This window comes from Corynebacterium suedekumii, from assembly GCF_030252185.1.
Classification (GTDB): Bacteria; Actinomycetota; Actinomycetes; order Mycobacteriales; family Mycobacteriaceae; genus Corynebacterium; species Corynebacterium suedekumii.
This window is the reverse complement of record NZ_CP126970.1, coordinates 1,633,073-1,651,132: the sequence shown is the minus strand read 5'-3', so window position 1 is coordinate 1,651,132 and position 18,060 is coordinate 1,633,073. Positions and strand designations below refer to the sequence as shown.

Here is an 18,060-nt window from a genome sequence, read left to right as displayed (position 1 = left end):
CCACTCCGCGCGAGTTAAGACGCAGACCACATGTCACTCCCCCTGCCCCTCCCCTAGGAGCGCCCCATGACCCACACTTCCTCCATCGCCGAGGTACCGGCCGCCGAGCCCCACCGCGACCCTAAAGAACGCCGCCGCGCCATGGCCTCCAGCTTCCTCGGCAGCACTGTCGAGATGTACGACTTCCTGCTCTACGCGGCCGCCGCCGGCCTCGTGTTCCCGCAGATGTTCTTCGGCAATCTCACGCCGCTGATGGGTACGACGATCTCGTTCGCCATCCTGCTCATCGGCTACATCGCCCGCCCCATCGGCTCCATCGCCTTCGGCCACTTCGGTGACAAGTACGGGCGCAAGAACGTCCTGGTGATCACCCTGATGGTCATGGGCTTCGTGTCCATCACCATCGGCCTACTGCCCTCCGCCAACCACATCGGTGTCATCGCACCCATCCTCCTGGTCATCCTCCGCCTCCTCCAGGGTGTGGCCATCGGCGGCGAGTGGGCCGGTGCGGCACTGATGTCCATGGAGCACGCCACGGAGAAGAACAAGGGCTTCGGCGCATCCCTGGCCATCGCCGGCGGGCCGGCGGGCATGATCCTGTCCACGCTGGTCCTCGCCATCTTCGCCGCCATCTCCGGTGACAACTTCGCCAACCCCGAGAAGTACTTCGTCACCGACTGGGGTTGGCGCATCCCGTTCCTGTTCTCCGCGGCCATCGTCATCATCGGCCTGTACCTGCGCAGCCGCGTCAAGGAGTCCCCGGAGTTCGAGGCCGCCCGCAAGGCCGGCAAGGTCCAGACCGGTATCCCGATCGTCCGCCTGTTCAAGGAGTCCCCGCGCGAGATCTTCATCGGAGCCGTCGCCGGAATGGCCAGCCTCTTCCTGCAGGGCCTGCAGGCGGCCTTCCTGGTCCCGTTCATCGTGGACAGCACCGCCGACACGGCCGACCCCGTCTCCCGCTCCTCCGCCCTGATGATGATGACGGTGGGTTCCGTCGGCGCCCTGTTCCTCATGCCCTACCTCGGCCACCTCACGGATCGGCGGGCGGGTCCCCGGGTACGCCACCGGGGTGGGCAAGGCGATCATGGCGTGGGACGAGAATCTGACGGAACGGACCATCGAGAAGGGGTTCTCCAGGTGGACCCGGAACACGATCACGGACCCGGACGAGTTCCGTCAGGTACTCGCCCAGGTCCGTGAGGAGGGGCTGGCCTACGACCGGGAGGAGATCTCGGCCGGGCTGAGCTGTGTGGCGGCGCCGATCTTCGGGCGGGGCCCGGTTCCCGTCGCGGCGATGTCGGTGTCAGGCCCCACGGCGACGTTCACGGCCGAGGACCACATTCCCGGGCTACGCCGGATCACCGCGGCGGCGCCCAAGGCCTACAAGGCGGCGGTCCGGGAGTAGCTCTCTCAGGCGTTCTGCTTCTGCAGGTCGACGGCGACGTCGATGATCATGTCCTCCTGGCCACCGACATAGCCACGGCGGCCGACCTCGCGGAGGATGTCGGCGGCGGGCACGCCGTAACGGTCCTGCGCACGCTCGGCGTGGAAGAGGAACGAGTTGTACACGCCCATCTGGCCCTGGACGATGGAGCCGCGGTCCATCATCGGCAGACGATCGACCATCGGCTTGAGCACGTCCTCGGCCGCGTTCTGCAGGGCAGCCGGGTCGACGCCGCCGATGTCGATGCCCAGGCGGTCGAACACGGTGGCCAGGACCTCGAGCGGGGCGTTACCCGCGCCAGCGCCGAGGCCGTAGAGGGTGCCGTCGATCTGGGTGGCACCGTTGCGGACGGCGAGCAGCGAGTTGGCCACACCGAAGCCGAGGTTCTGGTGGCCGTGGAAACCGACCTGGGCGTCATCGCCGATCTCGTCGACGAGCGCCTTGACGCGGTCGGCGGCACCCTCCATCACCAGGTAACCGGAGGAGTCGACGACGAAGACGCACTGGCAGCCGGCATCGACCATGATGCGGGCCTGCTTGGCCAGCTCGGCGGGCTCAAGGCGGTGGGAGAGCATGAGGAATCCGCCGGTCTCCAGGCCGAGTTCGCGGGCGGCCTGGAAGTGCTGGATGGACACGTCCGCCTCGGAACAGTGGGTGGCGATGCGCACCAGGGAAATGCCCCGCTTCTGTGCTTCCTTGAGGTCGTGGATGGTGCCCACGCCCGGCAGGAGGAGTGCCGCGATCTTGGCGTTCTTCGCCTCGTCGACCGCAGCCTCGATGAGGTCGAGGTCCGAGGTGTGGGAGAAGCCGTAGTTGAAGGTGGAGCCACCGAGGCCGTCGCCGTGGGTGACTTCGAGCATCTCGACGCCCGCGTCATCCAGCGCCCGGACGATGGTGCGGACCTGCTGTTCGGTGTACTGATGTCGGACGGCGTGGGAGCCGTCGCGCAGGGTGGTGTCGTTGAGCCTGATCTTGGTCATGATGTCGTTTCCCCTGTTACTTGGCGGCCGCGGTGAGCAGCTCGGCGTACTTGTCGGCGGTGGCGACCGCTGCGGACGTGATGATGTCGAGGTTGCCGGCGAAGTCCGGCAGGTAGTCGGCGGCGCCCTTGACCTCGATGAGGACGGTGACGCGGGCCCAGCCGTTCCAGTCGTCGCGGGCCTCGTCGAACTGCGGCTCCGCAGTGAGGCGGTAGCCGGGCACGTAGGCCTTGACGTTCTCCACCATGGTCTCGATGGACTCGCGGACGCGGTCCTGCAGTTCGCCGGGGACGCCGGCTTCGGCCGGGAGGGCGCAGTAGACGGTGTTGCGCATCATCATGGGCGGCTCGACCGGGTTGAGGACGATGACGACCTTGCCCTTCTTCGCCCCGCCGAGCTTCTCCAGGGCGGAAGAGGTGGTCTCCACGAATTCGTCGATGTTGGCGCGGGTGCCCGGGCCGGCGGACTTGGAGGCGATGGAGGAGACGACCTCGGCGTACTCGACCGGCACCACAGAGGAGACGGCCTTGACGATCGGCGTGGTGGCCTGTCCGCCACAGGTGATCATGTTGACGTTGTCGACGGTGCTGAGATCATCCAGGTTGACGGACGGGCACAGGTACGGGCCGACGGCGGCCGGGGTGAGGTCGATGGCGCGGATGCCGGCCTCGCGGTACTTCGGGGCGTTGGCCTCGTGTGCCTTGGCGGAGGTCGCCTCGAACACCAGGTCCGGCTTCGGATCCTGCTGAACCAGCCAGTCCACACCTTCGTGGGAGGTGGTGACTCCGAGATCGCGGGCACGGCGCAGGCCGTCGGACTCGGGGTCGACGCCGACCATGTAGATGGGTTCGATGTTCTTGGAATTGTTGAGCAGCTTGATCAGCAGGTCGGTGCCGATGTTGCCGGGGCCGACGATAGCGGCCGTGAGCTTGAGAGACATGTGAACCTTCTTCAGTGAAATGAGGACTTAGATGAACGTCGCGGACAGTCGGCCGTAGGGCCCGTAGTCGACGTCGACGCGCTGGCCGGCGACGACGGGGGTGGCACCGCAGAAGCTGCCGGTGAGGACGATGTCGCCGGCCTTGAGCGGAACTCCCTGCTCCCCGAGGACGCCGGCGAGCCAGTGCAGGGGTGCCAGCGGGTGGCCCATGACGTCGGAGCCGGTGCCGGAGCCGGCCAGGTCGCCACCGATGCTCATCTCCGCGGTGACCTTCGGGAGGTCCTCGAGGGAGACGTCGACGGGGGTGCGGTCGAGGATGACGGCGCCGCAGGAGGCGTTGTCGGCGACGGTGTCCACCAGGCGGATGTCCCAGTCCCGGACGCGGGAGTCGATGATCTCCACCGCCAGGTGGGTGGAGGCGATGGCGGCGTGGACGTCCTCGATCGTGGCGTCGGCAGCGAGGTCACTGCCGAGGATGAAGGCGAGTTCGGGTTCCACCTTCGGGGCGATGAAGCGGGAGACCTCGATGTCGGCGCCGTCGGCAAAGACCAGGTCGTCGGTGAAGAAGCCGAAGTCGGGGCTGTCCACGCCCAACTGCTGCTGCATGGCCAGGGAGGTCAGACCGATCTTGCGGCCGACGACGGTGCGGCCGGCGTCAATGAAGGCCTGCTCCTGGAGCTGCTGGATCCGGTATGCGCCGTCGAGGTCAAGCCCGTCGACGGTCTCACGCGGGGGCGCGATGGGGTCACCGGTGCGGTAGGCGTCGAGCAGATCCTTGGCGACGCCGTCGAGGACATTGTCTGCGGTCATGGTCACTGTCCTTTCCTTATCGGGCGATCATGAGGCCGAAGCCGGCGACGAACTCGGGAATCGGCCGGTAGAACTCGTACTCCACCTGGTACCCGCCGTTGGCGGCGGCGAGCGCGGAGAAACCGGCGACCCAGGTGCGGACCTCGTGGGAGGAGTTTCCGGCGTCCTCGGCCATCTGGGCGGCGGTGTAGTGGTCGAAGCGGGCCGGATCAGCGGAGGCGCAGTCCGCCATGAACTTCTGGTCCCACTCCGGGTTGATGTCGATGATCCCGGTCTCGGCGGCGTTGGCCTTGCCGGCGGCGATGACGCGTGCCTCACGGGCGTCGCGGTCGGCCTGGTCGGGGTGGCCGTGGAGCAGGAACTCCTTCTGGGCGTCGGTCGCCTCGGCCCAGCGCGGCAGCGGCGGGTCATGGGACAGGCCACCGGAGGCGATCATGAGGACCTTCTTGTCCAGGTTGGCCGCCCACGTGCCCACGGCCTCGCCGAGCAGGCGGATCCGCTCCATCGCCGCGAAGGGGTGGGCCACACCGTTGACGAAGATCGGGATGACCGGCTTGGCGGTGAGGGAACCGAACATGAGCTCCACCGGCTGGGCACCGCCATGATCGATGACCATCTCACGGGAGATGGCCACGTCCACGCCCTGATCGATGATGAACTGGCCGAGGTCCTCGGCCAGTTCCACGGGGACGTCGAAGGGACCGGCGGTGGTCTTGTAGTCGCCCATGGATTCGGCGGCGTACCCGACGCAGAACTGCGGGAGGAGGGTGTAGAAGAAGCCGTTGAAGTGGTCCGGGGTGAACACCAGGACCAGATCCGGGTCGTAGTCCGCGATGGTGCGGCGGGCGGTCTCGAACGACTCCTCCAGCGCGGACGCGACATCGGGCTGGGGGTCGTTGATGCCCAGCAGCGGGCTGTGGGACATGGCCAGCAGTGCGACGCTCATGTGATTGCTCCTGAAATGTGTGGTCGGTCGGGTAGCTGGGCCTGAGTGTAGGGAGGATCACTCACCCGGAGTGGGATCGTCCCGTTCCCCGGAACGGCCTATTCTTGTCGCATGGAACGGATCTATTCGCCGTTGGACATCTACCTGGACAACGAAACCGATCGGCCCGATGTTTTCACCATGGTGTTCACCTTCAGCTTCTCGGGTAACACGCCACCGAGGTCGCTGCTGCTCAGTCGGGGCCCGGAGGATCCGGCGGGGATGGTGTGGATCCAGCCGGATGATGAGGAGCACGGGTTCGCGGCGGCTGACGTGCAGTGGCAGGTTGACGGCCTGGTGCTGACGCTCACCCTGTCGGGCGAGGACCGCTTCTACTGGGACGGTTCCCGCACGATGAGGATCGAGCTGTTCGAGACCCGGGTCGACGGCGTGAACTCGTGTCTGTCCAGCATTTTTGAGCCGCCGGTTTTGGAACCTCCCGCCGACCGGTGATAGATTGGCAGCGTCTCGGCGAGGGCCTTCTGGGGCCGTTATCGACGCGATTGCGATTCACATGGTTTTCAGCCTGCGATGACTCGACGAGGACACGTTCATTTCCTTGCACCAGAGTCGGTCGCGGGCCTTTGTTCTTTCAGGGGCGCGGCCGCACCAATTACAGGAGCACCACATGGCCAAGTACCCCACCCTGACCGCTACCGCCCGTGAAGAGTTCGGCAAGGGCTTCGCCCGCCGCCTGCGTCGTGACGGCCGCATCCCCGGCGTCATCTACTCCGGCGCCACCGAGAACGTCCACTTCTCCGTGGACCGTCTCGAGTTCACCGCTGTCGTGCGTAACGACGGCGCGAACGCCATCGTCGAGTTCGACATCGACGGCGAGAAGCACCTCACGATGGTCAAGCACGTCGACCAGAACGTCCTCACCTTCGACATCGACCACGTCGACATGCTCGCCATCAAGCGCGGCGAGCGCGTCGAGGTCGAGGTCCCGGTCGAGGTCGAGGGCGAGCCGGAGCCGGGCCTGATGTACGTCCAGGATGCCGACGTCATCCTCGTCGAGGCTGACGTCCTGGAGATCCCGGACTCCTTCACCGTCTCTGTCGAGGACCTGGGTCTGGAAGACAAGATCTACGCCGAGAACGTCACCCTCCCGGAGGGTGTCACCCTGGTCGCCGATCCGGAGACCCTCATCGTCTCCATCACCGTCCCGGAGGAGGAGCCGGAGGAGACCGACGCCACCGAGGAAGGCGCCGGCAAGGAAGAGATCGCCGGCGAGGAGGGCTCCGAGTCCGCACCGGAGACCACCGGCGAGGGCGAGGAGTAGACCACTCCCCGCTTCCTGGTCCGACCCCCGTCCGAGCTGCCCCGCGCAGCCCGGACGGGGGTCGTCCCGTTGATGTGCGACAATCATGCCCGTGACTGACTCTCCGCTCCTCATCGTCGGCCTGGGCAATCCGGGCGCCCAGTATGCCGCCACCCGCCACAACGTGGGGGTCATGGTGCTCGAGGAACTGGCGTCGCGGACCTCGCCGATGCCGGCCAGCTTCTCCGTGCACAAGCGCTCCAACACGGAGATCGCCGAGACCCGCCTGGGTGGCCGCCGGGTGGTGCTGGCCCGGACCAGGTCGTACATGAATCTCTCGGGCGGCCCGGTCAAGGCGCTGGCGACGTTCTTCAAGGTGACGCCGGCTGAGGTGGTGGTCATCCATGACGAGCTGGAGCTTGACTTCGGTCAGGTGCGGCTGCGGCTCGGGGGCGGGGATCACGGGCACAACGGCCTGCGGTCGGTGACGCAGTCATTGGGGACGAAGGAGTACCAGCGCCTGGCGGTGGGGATCGGGCGGCCGCCGGGGCGGATGGATCCGGCGGCGTTCGTGCTCAAGCCGTTCTCCAAGCAGGAGGCGGCGGAGCTGCCGTTCCTGTGTTCGGACGCGGCGGATGAGCTGGAGCGCAGTCTGTAGGAACGGCGAACCGCCGGTGCCCACGCGGGGTACCGGCGGCGTCGATAAGCGGGAGTCTAGACGGTGATCTGCTCCTCGTCCTTGCCGTCGCGCAGGCGGGCGATCTTGTGGAGGTTGTACTCCCACTCCTTCAGCTCGGCGGGGAGCTCGCCCTTGGCCGGGTCCTGCAGGTACTCGCGGCGCTCGGCGTCGTAGTCCCACAGCCAGTCGACGTAGGGGAACCAGCTGGCGCGGCCGGCCTGGCGGAAGGTCTCGTTGCGGATGAGGCGGGACAGGCCGTCGACGTGCCACAGCTCGCCCCAGAAACGGCCGGTGGTCTGGATGCGGGCGCAACGCGGTGCGCGCTCGCCGGAGACCTCGCGGAGCACGTCACCCCAGACCAGCTCGCCGTCAGAGGCGGCCTGGGAGGCGTAGAGGGCGAGGCACTCGGCGTCCTCCATGGCCATGACCGCGCCGGAGGCCAGGTACTGCAGCGGCGGGTGGGCGGCATCGCCCATGACGATGACACGGTCGGAGACGACCCAGTCCATGAGCGGCTCGCGGTCGGCCATCTGCCACCAGGTGTCCAGCCACATGTGGTGCAGGCGGCCCTGGAGGAACTCGTGGGTGTGGCCGTAGGCCTGGCGGAACTCGTCGTTGTTTCCCCAGTCCTCCGGGACCTCGGTGCCGTTGGTCAGCGCCTCGAGGTAGCGCGGCGACTGGAACACAGCGACCTGGTTGAGCAGCTGTCCGTGACGCAGCGGGTACTGGATGAAGTGGCAGCGCGGGCCGATGTAGCCCACGACGTCCTTGAGGTCCTTCATCTCCGGATCACTCGGCAGGTCGGAGGTGCCGCGGTAGGCGACGTAGGCCGACGGGACCGGCTCGTCCTGGACCAGTTCCTTGCGGAAGACGGAGTGGATGCCGTCGAAGGCGAGCATGAGGTCGGCCTCGACCTGTTCGGCGCGGCCGTCGGCACGGTGCTCGAGGCGGACGGTGACGCCGTCGTCCTTCGTGTCCGCCCCCAGGACCTGGACGCCGTTGACCAGCTCGGCACCGGCCTCCTTGGCTGCCTCGACGAGGATGGACAGCAGGTCGGAGCGGTGGATGACCAGGTAGCGGCCGCCGTAGTGCTGCTGGAACTCCTCGCCGAAGTCCATGGTGAGGATCGGCTCGGTGGTGATCGCGTCGCGGAACTGCATGCGCTCGGGCAGGTAGCCGGCCTCGAAGACCTTGTCCTTGAGGCCCCACTTCTCCAGCATCTTCACGCCGTGCGGGCCGATCTGCAGGCCGGCTCCGACCTCCTTGAACTCGGGGGCACGCTCGTAGAGGGTGACGTCGGCGCCACGCAGGGACAGTGCCAGGGCGCCGGAGGCACCGCCGATACCTCCGCCGGCGATGACGATCTTCTGGCCCGTGAGCTCATCGGTGATGGTGAGAGACATGATGATTGGTTCCTTTCAGGTGCGGGTGATGTCAGCGCGGGTCGGAGGTGGAGGAGATGACGGTCGTCGTCGGGTTGGGCATGCGCTTGTGGATGAAGAACAGCACGACCAGCGACAGGGAGGACAGCAGGGCGGAGACCGCGAACAGCAGGTAGTTGGAGCCGACACCGAGGTTCCAGTTGAGCAGCAGGCCGGCCAGCTGCGGGGCGACGACGGCACCGATGCGGCCGACGCCGAGGGCCCAGCCGAGGGCGGTGCCGCGCAGGTTGTGCGGGTAGAAGCCGGCGACGGCGGCGATGATGAGGATCTGGGTGCCGTGGGTGCCCACGCCGGCGAGGACGAGGATGACGTAGACGGCGAGGATCGGCGGCTCCGTGAGCAGGAGCAGCAGGGCGCAGCCGGCGACACCGGCGGCGACGGCGCCGGACTTCAGCGGCCCGAAGCGGTCGCCGGCCCAGGCGGTGACCACGGAGCCGAGGATGGCGCCGAGGTTGAGGGCGAGGGTGAAGTTGAGGGCGGCGCCGAAGTCGTAGCCCGCGGTCTGCATGAGGCGAGGCAGCCAGGTGCCCAGGCCGTACCAGGCCAGCAGGGTGACGAAGGTGGCGATGGCGAACCAGATGGAGATGGCCATGTACTTGCCGGTGAGCAGGTCCTTGAACCCGGCCTCCTCGTCGGTGCCCTCGCGGCGGGCGTGGTCGGCGCGGATGGCGTCGTCGGAGGGGATGACCTTCATGGCGATGGGCAGGCCCACGACGAGCGGGACCAGCGCGAGCAGGAACATGAAGCGCCAGCCCCAGTCCTCGTGGGAGGGGACGATGAACTGGGCGAGGACGGCGGCGATGGAGCCGCCGAGCGGGACGCCGGACATCATGACGGTCGCCCAGGCGGACATGGTCTTGCGCGGCACCAGGTCGGAGGTCATCGCGTTGACGGACGGGACGAGGCCGCCGAGGCCGATGCCGGCGAGCAGGCGGAACGCGCCGAACATCCACGGGTTGAGGGCGAAGGCACAGAGGAGGGTGAACACGGACAGCACGATGACGGAGCCGATGACGGCGAACTTGCGGCCGCGGCGGTCGGACAGCCGGCCGACCCAGACCGCGCCGATGACCATGCCGAGGAACGCGGTGGAGCCGATGGTGCCGGCCTGGGCTGAGTTCAGGCCCCACTCCTCCATCAGCTCCGACTGAACGGTGCCGTAGACGATGAGGTCGTAGCCGTCGAAGACGACGAAGAACCAGCCGATGAGAACGGCTGCCAGCCGGCGGCCACTGATGCCGAGGATGGTCAGCCCGTTGCTGCCACCCATACCGGGGGCAGCGGAGTCCGCGGCCGCTCCGGCGGCGGTGGACCCCGTGTGGGGTGTATCGGAGATGGGAGCCATACGCACATCATCGGGGTGATGGGGGTTACAATCAAAGAGATTCCATATAGCGGAAGGTATGACGATGACGAGCCTCGGTCCCACCCACGGCCCACCCCCGCGCGAGTTCCTGCAGTCGGTCGACCTGTCCCTGACCCTCATCCTCATGCTCCGGGATCTGGGATCGCTCACCATAACGGGGGCGGCGGAGGAACTGGAGGTGAGTGCCTCGACGGTGCACCGCTCCATGGCCATGCTGGTCTACCGCGGCTTCGCCACCCGCAGCGAATCGCGTACCTACCTCCCCGGCCCGGCCCTGAGCTCGTCGAGCCTGCAGCCCGGGGTGGGCAGCGAACTCATCGCCGCCTGCGCCTCCCACATGGCGGCCATCGGCGCCGAGACCGGGGAGACGACGAATCTGCTGGTCCTGGTGGGCAACAAATGCCACTTCCTCCACACGGTCGAGGGAACGCTCCCGGTCCGGGTGGGCTCCCGTCGCGGCCAGGTGATGCCGGCCGACCAGAACTCCGGCGGCCTGGCCATGCTGGCGGAACGCTCCGCTGCGGAGCTGCGCGCCCTCTACCCCTCCCTCCCCGACGCGGAGTTCGACGCCCTCCGGCGGAAACTCCACCGCACACGCACCCGGGGCTTCGCCATCAACAACGGCCTCTACGAACATGACGTCTCAGCCGTGGGCGCGTGCCTGCTCAACGACCTCGGCGACATCCTCGGAGGGGTCACCGTCTCCGTCCCCACCGGCCGCTTCCGGGGCGTGCACCGCCGTTGCGCGGAATCGCTGACCAAGCACACCCGGGACCTCAACCGGAAGCTGGAGGGAGCGCGGTTCACGGCACCGTCCCTCAAGGGGTGAGAGCGGGTGAGATGCCCGGGAACGCGCGGGCACCCGGTGCGCACGGGGAGGCTACGAGGACTCTATGGGGGGACGTCGCGGGGGAGGTTACGCCACCCCCGCCCATTGATTCCGGAGAACGGAAAACCTTTGAGTCACATGCGCGGCTGCCATATGTTCGAGGTCACAACCACCCATGCGCGCACCCAGCGCGCCTCCCATCAGGAGGTTCACCCACATGAGCAACGACTCCGACTACTCCAAGAAGCACGTGGAATTTGTGGTCCCCGAGCCGACGCCTGAGGAGCAGGCCGAGCTCAACGACATGTACGCCAAGATGGACGATCTCCACATGAAGCCCCTGTGGAACCAGATCGGCGGCCTCATGCCCAACGAGCCGGACCCGCAGGCGATCGCCCACCGCTGGGACTGGTCCGAGCTGATCAAGCTGGCCCGCCGCTCCGGCGAACTCGTCCCCGTCGGCCGGGGCGGCGAGCGTCGCGCCATCGGCCTGGCCAACCCGGGTCTCGGCGGCCCGACCTACATCGCCCCCACCCTGTGGGCCGCGATCCAGTACCTGGCCCCGGGCGAGAACGCCCCGGAGCACCGCCACTCCCAGAACGCCTTCCGTTTCGTCATCGAGGGCGAGGGTGTGTGGACCGTGGTCAACGGTGACGCCGTCCCGATGCGCCGCGGCGACTTCCTGCTCACCCCGGGCTGGAACTTCCACGGCCACCACAACATCGCCACCGAGCCGATGGCCTGGCTCGACGGCCTGGACATCCCGTTCGCGTACCAGATGGACACCGGCTTCTTCGAGTACGGCTCCGAGAAGCTCACCGACGAGTCCACCCCGGACTACTCCCGTTCCGAGCGGCTCTGGGCCCACCCCGGCCTGCGCCCCCTGGCGTTCCCGGGCAAGACGAGCTCGTCGACGATCGGCCGCTACGCCTGGGAGCACACCGACGCCGCCCTCAACGACCAGCTCGCCCTCGAGGACGCCGGTTTCCCCGGTGTCGTCGGGCCGGGTCACGCCGCCATCCGCTACACCAACCCGACCACCGGTGGCGACGTCATGTCGACCATCCGGGCCGAGTTCCACCGCCTGCGCCCCGGCGCCGCCACCACCCCGATCAAGGAGGTGGGCAACCGGGTGTTCCAGGTCTTCGAGGGTTCCGCCACCATCAAGGTGGGTGAGGAGACCTTCGAGATGAACCACGGCGACGTCGTCAATGTCCCGTCCTGGAAGCTCTGGTCCATCGAGGCCGGCACCGACGGTGTCGATCTCTTCGGTTTCTCCGATCACCCGATCTTTGAGAAGCTGGATCTTGCTCGTACCTACACTCCGGAAGGAATCTAGAAAACCATGCGTCTTGCTACCATCCGCTCCGCTCAGGGCACCTTCGCCGCCCGCGTCGAGTCCGACACCACCGCCGTGAAGATCGACGGTTACGCCAACGTCGGCGACCTGCTGCAGGAGGACAACTGGCGCGAGGTTGCCGAGCAGGCTTCCGGCGACGAGGTCTCCTTCGAGCAGTCCGACCTCGAGGCCGTCGTCCCGGCCCCGAAGAAGATCGTCTGTGTCGGCCTCAACTACGCAAACCACATCAAGGAGATGGGCCGCGACCTGCCGGAGGTCCCCACCCTCTTCGTCAAGTACCCGGATGCCCTCACCGGCCCGTTCGATGACGTTCTCGTCCCCGACTACGCCAACTCCGAGCTGGACTGGGAGGGTGAGCTGGCCGTGGTCATCGGCAAGCGTGCCCGCCGCGTCAAGGAGGCCGACGCCGCCGACTACATCGCCGGCTACGCCGTGATGAACGACTACACCATGCGCGACTACCAGTACCGCACCCTCCAGTGGCACCAGGGCAAGTCCTTCGAGAAGTCCGCCGGCTTCGGCCCGTGGATGACCACCCCGGACGCCTTCGAGTTCGGCGGCGAGCTGGCCACCTACCTCGGCGACGAGAAGATGCAGACCACCCCGACCAACGACCTGGTCTTCAACCCGGCCAAGCTCATCGAGTACATCTCGCACATCTACCCGCTGGACGCCGGCGACGTCATCGTCACCGGCACCCCGGGTGGCGTCGGCCACGCCCGCAACCCGAAGCGCTACATCGGCGACGGCGACGTGGTCAAGGTCGAGATCGACGGCCTGGGCTACGTGGCCAACAAGACGGTGTTCGAGTAATGAGCGCCTCGTTCCACGACCTCCCCGTCGAGGAGCGTCTGAGCCTGACCCGTCGTGGCACCGCCCACTACTCCGGTCAGCTCGCGCTCATCGACAACGAGGACTTCGGCCGCGACACCCTCCTCGAGGGGTGGACCGTCGCGCACCTGGCCGCCCATGTGGCGTACAACGCCGCCGCGCTGTGCAACCTCATGCACTGGGCGGAGACCGGTGAGGAGACCCCGATGTACTCCTCCCCGGAGACCCGCGGTGAGGAGATCGCCTACGGCGCGACCCTCATTCCGGACGCGATCCGTAACCTCCACGACCACACCCTCGTGCGTCTCGACGTCGCCTGGCGCGACGCCACCGACGAGGCGTGGCAGGCCGAGGTCAAGACCGCCCAGGGCCGCACGGTCCCGGCGTCGGAGACCCTGTGGATGCGCACCCGCGAGGTGTGGATCCACGCCGTGGACCTGGGTGTCCGCGCCGGTTTCGAGGACATCCCCACCGTGATCCTGTCCACCCTCGTGCCGGAGATCGCCGGCAAGTGGCGCGCTGCCGGCGCCGGCGAGGGCCTGGTCATGGTCAACACCGACAACGGTGAACGCATCGAGGTCTCCCCCGGTTCAGAGACCGTCGAGGTGCAGGGTTCTCTGCCCGGCCTGGCCCGCTGGGCCGCCGGCCGTGGTTCCCAGGGCGTCACCCTGGCCGGCGGTGGCGAGGTTCCCGCCCCGCCGCGCTGGCTCTAGTCCGACGCGTATCGACGCCGCGCCCTCCCCACCGTGGGAGGGCGCGGCGTCTCGGCGAGTGCTGCGGCTGCTACTTCAGCTCGGTGGACTCCAGGCGGCGCGGGTAGATCTGCGGGCGGGCGCCGGCGACCTCCTCGACGATGCGGATGACCTGGTTGGAGTAACCGAACTCGTTGTCGTACCAGACGTAGACCACGAGGTGGTTGCCGGAGGCGATGGTGGCCAGGCCGTCGACGATGCCGGCGTGGGTGGTGCCGACGAAGTCGGTGGAGACGACCTCCGGGGAGTGGATGTAGCTGATCTGCTGGCGCAGGTTGGAGTGGAGGGAGACCTTGCGCAGGAAGTTGTTCACCTCGTCGCGGTCGACCTCGGTGTCCAGGGTGAGGTTGAGCACGGCCATGGAGACGTCCGGGGTGGGGACGCGGATGGCGTTGCCGGTGAGCTTGCCCTCGAACTCGGGCAGGGCCTTAGAGACTGCCTTGGCGGCACCGGTCTCGGTGAGGACCATGTTGAGGCCGGCGGCGCGGCCGCGTCGGGAGCCCTTGTGGAAGTTGTCGATGAGGTTCTGGTCGTTGGTGAACGAGTGGACAGTCTCCACGTGGCCGTGCTGGACACCGTAACGGTCATTGAGGACCTTGAGCACCGGGGTGATGCCGTTGGTGGTGCAGGAGGCGGCGGTGATGATCTTCTCGTCGTCGGTGATCTTGTCGTGGTTGATGCCGTAGACCACGTTGAGCAGGTCACCCTTGCCCGGCGCGGTGAGCACGACACGGGCGACACCCTTCGACTCGAGGTGCTGGGACAGGCCCTCGCGGTCACGCCAGCGGCCGGTGTTGTCCACGACGACGGCGTCGTTGATGCCGTAGGCGGTGTAGTCGACCTCGGCCGGGGAGTTGGAGTAGATCACCTGGATCTTGGTGCCGTTGGCCCAGATCACGTCGTTGTCCTTGTCCACGGTGATGGTGCCGTCGAAGGCGCCGTGGACGGAGTCGCGGCGCAGGAGGGAGGCCCGCTTGACCAGGTCGTCCTCGCCGTTCTTGCGGACCACGACGGCCCGCAGGCGGACACCGCCGTAGGTGGCCTCACGCTTGATGAGGATCCGCGCCAGCAGGCGGCCGATGCGGCCGAAGCCGTAGAGGACGACGTCGGTGGGGTAGGTCTCCGAGTGGGTGCCCACGACCTCGGCGAGCTCCTCCTCGAGGTAGGCGCGCAGGTCGGTGCCGCCGGACTTCTCGAAACCGGTGGCCAGTCGGCCCACGTCGATGGAGGCGGTGCCGAGGTTCATCTCCCCCAGCTCTTTGAGCACGGGCAGGGTCTGGGCCAGCGGCATCTCCCGGTCCGCCACGCGGCGGGCGTAGCGGTGGGCCTTGATGATGTCGATGTCGGTCGCACCGACGAGCAGTCGGCCGAAGATGGAGACGACGACGTCGTTGTTGCGGTGGAGCCTGCCGATCAGCGGCAGCATCTCCTGCGCCAGGGCGATCTTCTCGTTCCAGTCATTCTGGTTGTTCTGCTCAGTCTGCGCGTTCGCGGTCACTGGGATCCTTCCTCACTTACGGGTGGGTGTACCTCCCAGCCATCTTAGCCAACGCTTAGTGCTGGTGAGGGGCCAATGTTCGCAGAATGGACGCCGCCGATCCGCCCCGCAGCTTCTCGACGCCCGTCCCCACCAGACAGTAGGCATGACCTGCTGGATCGCCCTGCCGCAGCGGCGCCAACAACGGCGCAAGATAGGGGTACGTCGGGGGTATGTCCGGGTGGTCGCGGGTGAACTCGGTGGCCAGGCCGCGGGCCACCCGACCGGAGAAGGCACGGCTGGCCACCGACTCCCCACCGGCCCGAAGCAGCTCCCGGTTGAACCCGGAGGTCCCGGCCTCATCGGCGAGCAGGAAGGCCGAGCCGCAGGAGACCGCCACCACGCCGGGCAGCGCGAGAGTGGCCTCGACGTCCGCGGCGTCCCGGATCCCGCCGGCGGCGACGAGCGGGAGGGCGACCCCGACCTCACCGATCGCGCGGACCAGCTCCGGCAGCAGCCGCTCGTCGGGTTCCTCCTCCACCGACCACGTCGAACGGTGTCCACCGGCGTCCGGCCCCTGCACCACGAGCGCGTCGGCCCCGAGAGCAGCGGCGGTCACGGCGTCCTCCGGGGTGGTGACGGTGATCCAGGCGTCGATTCCCCGCTCATGCAGCGCGTCGATCTCCTCGCGGGTGAACGGGCCGAAGGTGGCGGAGACGACCAGCGGCGGATGCTCCGTCTCGAGGACCGCCGCGAACTTCGCGTCGAAGTCGTAGCTCAGGTCCACGTCGGGGACGGGCTCGCCGGGGGCGAGCTCGGCGGTGACCCGGGCGACGTCGTCAAGCGAGGCGAAGGGACGCTGCCGGGTGAACAGATTGACGGCGTACGGGCCGTCCACCTCCGACAACCACCCGCGGAGGGTGGACGCGGGCGCGGGGCCGGGGGCGAGAAACCCGAGCGAACCGGCGCGGGCGGCCGCGTTGACCAGCTCGGGTGTGGACGGGCCTCCCGCCATGGGAGCGACGATGACAGGTGGGATCCTCATGAGGAACAGGGTATGTGAGACACTGCCAGGCGTGTTCGAGTTCCTGAAGAGATTCCGCCGACACCCCGACGCCGACCATCGCATGCTCGCCGCCGACTGGATCGTGGTCGGCCTGGGCAACCCTGGCGCGACGTACGCCGCCACCCGCCACAACGTCGGGTACATGGCCGTCGACGACCTCCTCGCCGACCTCGGTGAGGTCCTCGAGGCGGTCCCCGGCGTCCCTGCCCACGCCACCCAGCTGCGGATCGCCGACCAGGATGTCCTGGTCCTCCGGTCGGCGACCTTCATGAACCTCTCCGGTGAGGCCGTCGCCCCGCTCGCCGAGCGTCTCGGAGTTCCGGCGGAACGGATCATCGTCATCCACGACGAACTCGACCTGCCCGCCGGCACCGTCCGCGTCAAACAGGGCGGCAACGAGAACGGCCACAACGGCCTCAAGTCCACCAGCGCGAAGCTGGGCACCCGCGACTACCTGCGCGTGCGGATCGGGATCTCCCGCCCGCCGAAGGGCATGCCCGTCCCCGACTACGTCCTCGGCCCCGTCGACGACGGCGCCGAACTCGACCGGGCAATCGCCACCGCGGCCGACGCAGTCGAGCTCATCGTCGAGCAGGGCCTGGCGAAGGCCCAGAACGTCATCCACGCCCGCTGAACCTTCAGTTCATGAGAGCTTCCTCATGGCGACTTCATTCCCGATTCATACGCCCTGACCAGCGCGTTTCGCCTTTCTGTTCGGGAAAGAAAGCTCTTGCCGAGGTCGATGTCCGGTGTTGTACTCCAGGTGTGCCCGCACAAGGCACGGCACCACCACCTCACATCCGCCAGGCACCACCTCAACCACGCAAAGGAGCACCACATGAGCATCGCAGCCATCATCGCCTCCATCATGGCGATGGTCACCTCCCTGGTCGGCGGCGTCGTCCCCGCCGGCTCGTCCATCCCCAACTTCCCCATCATCTCCGACTGGGACGACTGGGACGACTGGGACGACGACTGGGACGACTGGGACGACGACTGGGATGACTGGGACGACGACTGGGACGACTAGTCCCCGAGTCTGATCCCCGAGTCTGACCAGCACCAGAGCAACCGAGAGGGCCCCGGGTCGCAGATGTTCCTCACATCTGCGGCCCGGGGCCCTCAGCCGTTGCTAGCGTTGCATCCTCCGCCACTGGGTCCGCCACTGCCTCCGCCGCCAGGTTCGCGCATCTTGCTCACCAGCGTCCTGGCGACCTGCAGAAATGCACGCACGTCAAAGAAAGATGCGCAAGCCTGGCAGCGGCCCGACAGGACCGCAGACCGGTTACTTCGCCAGCTGGGCGATGAGCCCCTCGAGATCACCGAGCATCGTCTCGAGTTCACCAGCGCGGCGCTCCTGCGGGGCGAAGCCGTTGTCATCGACGTCGTTGAAGATGGACAGGGAGACCTGGTTGCGGACGTCGTACTGCTGGAAGTTGCCCACGATCTGGCGCCACTGCTCGACGGCGCGGACACCCTCGGCGGCGCCGTAGGAGACGAAGGCGACGGGCTTGCCGTGCCACTCCATGCCGAGGGCGTCGTAGGCGTTCTTCATGGCACCGGGCACACCGTGGTTGTATTCGGGGGTGATGAAGACGAAGCCGTCGCAGGCGTCGACGGCCCGGGACCAGCGGGTGATGTTCTCGTCGTCGTACTGCTTGTTGGCGGCGCCGGGGACGGTGGCGGAGGTGAGCAGCGGGACGTTGAACTCCTTGAGGTCGAGGACCTCGTAGGTGGCGCCTTCGCGTTGCCGGGCGGCTCCGGCGACCCACGTGCCGACGCCTTCGCCGAAGCGTCCGTCGCGGATGGATCCGATGATGATGCCGATCTTCATGCTT

General features: G+C 67.6%; 20 protein-coding genes. 11 read left to right on the top strand and 9 right to left on the bottom strand.

Features of this window, described 5'->3' with window-relative positions:
• Positions 1-66: 66 nt before the first annotated feature.
• Positions 67-1,200 (top strand): MFS transporter, encoded by a 1,134-nt coding sequence (locus tag QP029_RS08290; protein WP_284873872.1) that lies wholly within the window; start codon positions 67-69, stop codon positions 1,198-1,200.
• Entirely contained in the window at positions 1,082-1,405 is a 324-nt protein-coding gene (locus QP029_RS08285; RefSeq protein WP_284876196.1) for an IclR family transcriptional regulator C-terminal domain-containing protein, read from the top strand. Before QP029_RS08290 ends, QP029_RS08285 begins: the two co-directional genes overlap by 119 nt.
• Positions 1,406-1,410: 5 nt before the next feature.
• On the opposite strand, the gene dmpG is transcribed toward QP029_RS08285, so the two are convergent.
• The 4 genes from dmpG to QP029_RS08265 are packed head-to-tail and all read right to left on the bottom strand — an operon-like array spanning position 1,411 to position 5,120.
• Positions 1,411-2,424, bottom strand: a complete 1,014-nt coding sequence (dmpG, locus tag QP029_RS08280; RefSeq protein ID WP_284873871.1) for a 4-hydroxy-2-oxovalerate aldolase — start codon at positions 2,422-2,424, stop codon at positions 1,411-1,413.
• A 16-nt stretch (positions 2,425-2,440) separates the two neighbouring features.
• Complete coding sequence (locus tag QP029_RS08275) at positions 2,441-3,364, bottom strand: acetaldehyde dehydrogenase (acetylating) (protein WP_284873870.1); 924 nt, start codon at positions 3,362-3,364, stop codon at positions 2,441-2,443.
• Between the two features lie 27 nt (positions 3,365-3,391).
• Positions 3,392-4,174 (bottom strand): 2-keto-4-pentenoate hydratase, encoded by a 783-nt coding sequence (locus QP029_RS08270; RefSeq protein WP_284873869.1) that lies wholly within the window; start codon positions 4,172-4,174, stop codon positions 3,392-3,394.
• 16 nt (positions 4,175-4,190) lie between these two features.
• The gene (locus tag QP029_RS08265; RefSeq protein ID WP_284873868.1) at positions 4,191-5,120 is read right to left on the bottom strand and encodes a 3-carboxyethylcatechol 2,3-dioxygenase; all 930 of its coding nucleotides are present in this window, start codon (positions 5,118-5,120) and stop codon (positions 4,191-4,193) included.
• Positions 5,121-5,231: 111 nt separating this feature from the next.
• Between QP029_RS08265 and QP029_RS08260 the strand changes: the two genes are divergently transcribed.
• The 3 genes from QP029_RS08260 to pth (QP029_RS08250) all read left to right on the top strand — a co-directional run bounded on the left by QP029_RS08260 (position 5,232) and on the right by pth (QP029_RS08250) (position 7,078).
• Positions 5,232-5,612: a hypothetical protein gene (locus QP029_RS08260; RefSeq protein ID WP_284873867.1), complete on the top strand. Its 381-nt coding sequence runs from the start codon at positions 5,232-5,234 to the stop codon at positions 5,610-5,612.
• A 175-nt stretch (positions 5,613-5,787) separates the two neighbouring features.
• Positions 5,788-6,441, top strand: a complete 654-nt coding sequence (locus QP029_RS08255) for a 50S ribosomal protein L25/general stress protein Ctc (protein ID WP_284873866.1) — start codon at positions 5,788-5,790, stop codon at positions 6,439-6,441.
• Between the two features lie 85 nt (positions 6,442-6,526).
• Positions 6,527-7,078: an aminoacyl-tRNA hydrolase gene (pth, locus tag QP029_RS08250; RefSeq protein ID WP_284873865.1), complete on the top strand. Its 552-nt coding sequence runs from the start codon at positions 6,527-6,529 to the stop codon at positions 7,076-7,078.
• Positions 7,079-7,134: 56 nt separating this feature from the next.
• Here pth (QP029_RS08250) and QP029_RS08245 read toward each other — a convergent pair whose 3' ends face one another.
• Positions 7,135-8,502: an FAD-dependent monooxygenase gene (locus tag QP029_RS08245; RefSeq protein ID WP_284873864.1), complete on the bottom strand. Its 1,368-nt coding sequence runs from the start codon at positions 8,500-8,502 to the stop codon at positions 7,135-7,137.
• 31 nt (positions 8,503-8,533) lie between these two features.
• Positions 8,534-9,811, bottom strand: a complete 1,278-nt coding sequence (locus QP029_RS08240) for an MFS transporter (protein ID WP_284876195.1) — start codon at positions 9,809-9,811, stop codon at positions 8,534-8,536.
• Between the two features lie 139 nt (positions 9,812-9,950).
• Between QP029_RS08240 and QP029_RS08235 the strand changes: the two genes are divergently transcribed.
• From QP029_RS08235 to QP029_RS08220, 4 genes are all read left to right on the top strand, one after another.
• On the top strand, positions 9,951-10,736 hold the full coding sequence (locus QP029_RS08235; protein WP_284873863.1) for an IclR family transcriptional regulator: 786 nt from the start codon (positions 9,951-9,953) through the stop codon (positions 10,734-10,736).
• Positions 10,737-10,953: 217 nt separating this feature from the next.
• Positions 10,954-12,075, top strand: coding sequence for a cupin domain-containing protein (locus tag QP029_RS08230; protein WP_284873862.1), 1,122 nt, complete (start codon positions 10,954-10,956; stop codon positions 12,073-12,075).
• Between the two features lie 6 nt (positions 12,076-12,081).
• On the top strand, positions 12,082-12,909 hold the full coding sequence (locus tag QP029_RS08225; RefSeq protein WP_284873861.1) for a fumarylacetoacetate hydrolase family protein: 828 nt from the start codon (positions 12,082-12,084) through the stop codon (positions 12,907-12,909).
• Positions 12,909-13,640, top strand: coding sequence for a maleylpyruvate isomerase family mycothiol-dependent enzyme (locus tag QP029_RS08220; RefSeq protein WP_284873860.1), 732 nt, complete (start codon positions 12,909-12,911; stop codon positions 13,638-13,640). The genes QP029_RS08225 and QP029_RS08220 overlap by 1 nt, the downstream gene beginning before the upstream one ends.
• 70 nt (positions 13,641-13,710) lie before the next feature.
• On the opposite strand, the gene QP029_RS08215 is transcribed toward QP029_RS08220, so the two are convergent.
• Positions 13,711-15,105, bottom strand: a complete 1,395-nt coding sequence (locus QP029_RS08215; RefSeq protein ID WP_284876194.1) for a glyceraldehyde-3-phosphate dehydrogenase — start codon at positions 15,103-15,105, stop codon at positions 13,711-13,713.
• Positions 15,106-15,232: 127 nt separating this feature from the next.
• On the bottom strand, positions 15,233-16,201 hold the full coding sequence (locus QP029_RS08210; protein WP_284873859.1) for a nitronate monooxygenase: 969 nt from the start codon (positions 16,199-16,201) through the stop codon (positions 15,233-15,235).
• An 82-nt stretch (positions 16,202-16,283) separates the two neighbouring features.
• Here QP029_RS08210 and pth (QP029_RS08205) point away from each other — a divergent pair, with 82 nt between their 5' ends.
• Together pth (QP029_RS08205) and QP029_RS08200 are read left to right on the top strand one after the other, a co-directional pair.
• A complete protein-coding gene (gene pth, locus QP029_RS08205; RefSeq protein WP_284876193.1) occupies positions 16,284-16,856 on the top strand; it encodes an aminoacyl-tRNA hydrolase in 573 nt (190 codons plus the stop codon).
• Between the two features lie 204 nt (positions 16,857-17,060).
• A complete protein-coding gene (locus QP029_RS08200) occupies positions 17,061-17,252 on the top strand; it encodes a hypothetical protein (protein ID WP_284873858.1) in 192 nt (63 codons plus the stop codon).
• 255 nt (positions 17,253-17,507) lie between these two features.
• On the opposite strand, the gene QP029_RS08195 is transcribed toward QP029_RS08200, so the two are convergent.
• Entirely contained in the window at positions 17,508-18,056 is a 549-nt protein-coding gene (locus QP029_RS08195) for an NADPH-dependent FMN reductase (protein ID WP_284873857.1), read from the bottom strand.
• Positions 18,057-18,060 lie beyond the last annotated feature (4 nt).